Source organism: Hydrogenophaga sp., from assembly GCF_028698005.1.
Taxonomy (GTDB): domain Bacteria; phylum Pseudomonadota; class Gammaproteobacteria; order Burkholderiales; family Burkholderiaceae_C; genus Hydrogenophaga.
Window position 1 is genome coordinate 1 of sequence record NZ_JAQVEJ010000240.1, and the last position, 3109, is coordinate 3109.

General features: G+C 70.7%; 5 protein-coding genes. 3 read left to right on the plus strand and 2 right to left on the minus strand.

Annotation, left to right across the window (positions count from 1 at the left end):
- From PHQ87_RS15370 to dtd, 3 genes are all read left to right on the plus strand, one after another.
- The coding region (locus PHQ87_RS15370) for a S4 domain-containing protein (protein WP_300236291.1) at nt 1-190 on the plus strand (190 nt) is incomplete at its 5' end.
- Between the two features lie 17 nt (nt 191-207).
- Nucleotides 208-1149, plus strand: coding sequence for a cation diffusion facilitator family transporter (locus PHQ87_RS15375; RefSeq protein WP_300236294.1), 942 nt, complete (start codon nt 208-210; stop codon nt 1147-1149).
- Nucleotides 1146-1589, plus strand: coding sequence for a D-aminoacyl-tRNA deacylase (gene dtd, locus PHQ87_RS15380; protein WP_300236296.1), 444 nt, complete (start codon nt 1146-1148; stop codon nt 1587-1589). The genes PHQ87_RS15375 and dtd overlap by 4 nt, the downstream gene beginning before the upstream one ends.
- 195 nt (nt 1590-1784) lie before the next feature.
- Here dtd and ybeY read toward each other — a convergent pair whose 3' ends face one another.
- Nucleotides 1785-2240 (minus strand): rRNA maturation RNase YbeY, encoded by a 456-nt coding sequence (gene ybeY, locus PHQ87_RS15385; protein WP_300236299.1) that lies wholly within the window; start codon nt 2238-2240, stop codon nt 1785-1787.
- Nucleotides 2241-2257: 17 nt separating this feature from the next.
- On the minus strand, nt 2258-3109 hold an 852-nt coding region (locus PHQ87_RS15390; protein WP_300236302.1), incomplete at its 5' end, for a PhoH family protein.

Consider the following 3109-nt stretch of genomic DNA (forward strand, 5'->3'; position numbering starts at 1 on the left):
GCTGGGTGTGGGCGCGCTGCTGAAGTCGGCCGGGCTGGCGCCGTCCACGAGCGAGGCCAACCGCCTGATCGATGGCGGCGGCGTGCGCATCGACGGCTCGGTGGTGGGCGACAGGGGGCTGAAGCTGGCGGCGGGGACCTATGTGGTGCAGGTGGGCAAGCGCAAGTTCGCCCGCGTCACCCTGTCCTGACGCCCCTCCCCACCCGCATGAACCGTACCCTGGCCTGGCTGACGCCACGGCGCCTGCTCGTGGGCTCGGTGCTGGCCGCCCTGGCCACCATCGGCCTCAAGACGCTGGCCTGGTACGTGACCGGGTCGGTGGGCCTGCTCTCGGATGCCCTGGAGTCGCTGGTCAATCTCGCCAGCGCCGTTTTCGCGCTGGCCATGGTGACGATTGCCCAGCGGCCGGCGGACGATGACCACCCCTACGGGCACACCAAGGCCGAGTATTTTTCCAGCGGTTTCGAGGGGGTGCTGATCCTGGGTGCTGCCCTCGCCATTGGCTGGGCGGCCCTGGAACGCCTGTTCGCGCCGCAGCCGCTGGACGCGCCCGGCCTGGGGCTGAGCCTGTCGGTGCTCAGCGCGCTGCTCAACGGCGGGCTGGCGCAGGTGATGCACTGGGCGTCGCGGCACCACCGCGAGCGCGGCGTGGCCGGCAGCGAAGCGGTCGAGGCCGATGCCCGGCACCTGATGACCGATGTCTACACCACGGCCGGCGTGCTGGTGGGGGTGGGGCTGGTGTACCTGACCGGCTGGCTGTGGCTGGACCCGCTGGTGGCCTTGCTGGTGGCGGCCAACATCGTGCGCGAAGGTGTGCACCTGATGAAACGGGCCAGCGATGGCCTGATGGACCACGCGCTCGACCCCGAGCTGCAGCAACGCATCGACGAGGTGCTGGCGCGCTTCGTCGACCCGCAGCGCCCCGATCTGCTGCGCTTTGATCACCTGATCACGCGCCGGGCCGGCCAACGCCGCTTCGTCGACCTGCACATGCACCTGCCTGCGTCGTGGTCGCTGGGGCGCGCAGCGCTCCTGCGTGCCGATGTGGAGCAGGCGCTGATGAGCGAGGTGCCGGGCCTGCGCGCGACCATTCAGTTGCTGCCCGATGGCGTGGAGGTGCAGTTTCACGAGGAGGCACCGCGGTCATGATGGCCTTGCTGCAGCGGGTGAGCCAGGCGCGCGTCGAGATCGCGGGCGAAACGGTGGGGCGCATCGGCCATGGCCTGCTGGTGCTGCTGTGTGCCGAGCCCGGCGACGAACCGGCGGTGGGCGGGCGCCTGCTGGCCAAAATCCTGAAACTGCGCATCTTTGCCGACGAGCAGGGCAGGATGAACCGCAGCGTGCAGGACGTCGGTGGCGGTCTGCTCATCGTCAGCCAGTTCACCCTGGCCGCCGACACCCGCAGCGGCAACCGCCCCGGTTTCACCGGCGCCGCGCCGCCCGCCCTGGGTGAGGCGCTGTACGACCGCTTCGTGGCGGATGCCCGCGCGGCGCATCCCGTCGTCGAAACCGGCCGCTTCGGCGCCGACATGCAGGTGCACCTCGTCAACGACGGGCCCGTGACGATCCCGCTGCGCATGACGGCCTGACAACCCGCGCAGCGGCGGAGCGTGGGGGTTAACCGATTCGCCGCCGGGCCGCCCCAAGGCGAATCAGCCCCCTTGGGGGGGCAGCGACCCGCGCAGCGGCGGAGCGTGGGGGTTAACCGATTCGCCGCCGGGCCGCCCCAAGGCGAATCAGCCCCCTTGGGGGGCAGCGACCCGCGCAGCGGCGGAGCGTGGGGGTCAACGGTACGGGTTGCCGATGCCCAGCCCGGCCAGGATCTCGATTTCGCGCGCTTCCATCGCCTCGGCGTCGGCCTCGCCGGTCTCGTGGTCCCAGCCCTGGGCGTGCAGCGTGCCGTGCACCAGCAGGTGCGCGTAGTGGTCGGCCAGCGTCCGGTGCTGCTCGCGGGCCTCGCGCTCGACCACCGGTGCGCACAGCACCAGGTCGGCCATGACCACGGGCTCCATGGCGTAGTCGAAGGTCAGCACGTTGGTGGCGTAGTCCTTGTGCCGGTAATCGCGGTTCAGCGCCTGGGCTTCCTCGGCATCGACGATGCGGACCGTGATCTCGGCATCGGCCTCCAGCGCGTGCCGGATCCAGCGCACGACCTTGTGGCGTGGCAGGGCCGCGCGGTGGACGGGCGCATCGGCCAGGGCGCCGAACTGCAGGGACAGGCTGAGCCGGGGCAGCGTCATGGAGGGTCTCCTGGGGGTCATGTGCCCTTGCGGCTGCTGCGGCGCGCCGCCGGCGCTTCCTCCGCGCTGCCACGGGCATCGTAGGCATCCACGATGCGGGCCACCAGCGGGTGGCGCACCACGTCGGCGCTGGTCAGGCGGTTGAAGGCCACGCCGGGCACACGCTTGAGCACGCGCTCGGCGTCGATCAGGCCCGACAGTTGTGTGCGCGGCAGGTCGATCTGGCTGACGTCGCCCGTGACCACGGCCTTGGCACCGAAGCCGATGCGCGTGAGGAACATCTTCATCTGCTCGGGCGTGGTGTTCTGCGCCTCGTCAAGGATGACGAAGGCATGGTTGAGCGTGCGCCCGCGCATGAAGGCCAGCGGCGCGATCTCGATCTGCTGGCGCTCGAAAGCCTTCTGCACCTTGTCGAAGCCCATCAGGTCGTACAGCGCGTCGTACAGCGGGCGCAGGTACGGGTCCACCTTCTGGCCCAGGTCGCCCGGCAGGAAACCCAGCTTCTCGCCCGCTTCCACGGCCGGGCGCGTGAGCACGATGCGCTGCACGGCGCTGCGCTCCAGCGCGTCCACCGCGCAGGCCACGGCCAGGTAGGTCTTGCCGGTGCCGTCCGGCCCGATACCGAAGGTGATGTCATGCGTGGCCATGTTCTCCAGGTAGCGCGCCTGGTTGGGCGTGCGCCCGCGCACCTCGCCGCGGCGCGTCTGCATGGTGATGGCGTCCGGGTCGCTGACGGTCGTGGTGGTGTCGCCCGCCAGCATCAGTTGCACCTGCTCCTCGGGGATGGGGCGGCGCGACATTTCGTAGAGCGCCTGCAGCACTTCCAGCGCCTGCTGGGCCTTGGCCTTCGGCCCCTCGATGCGAAACTG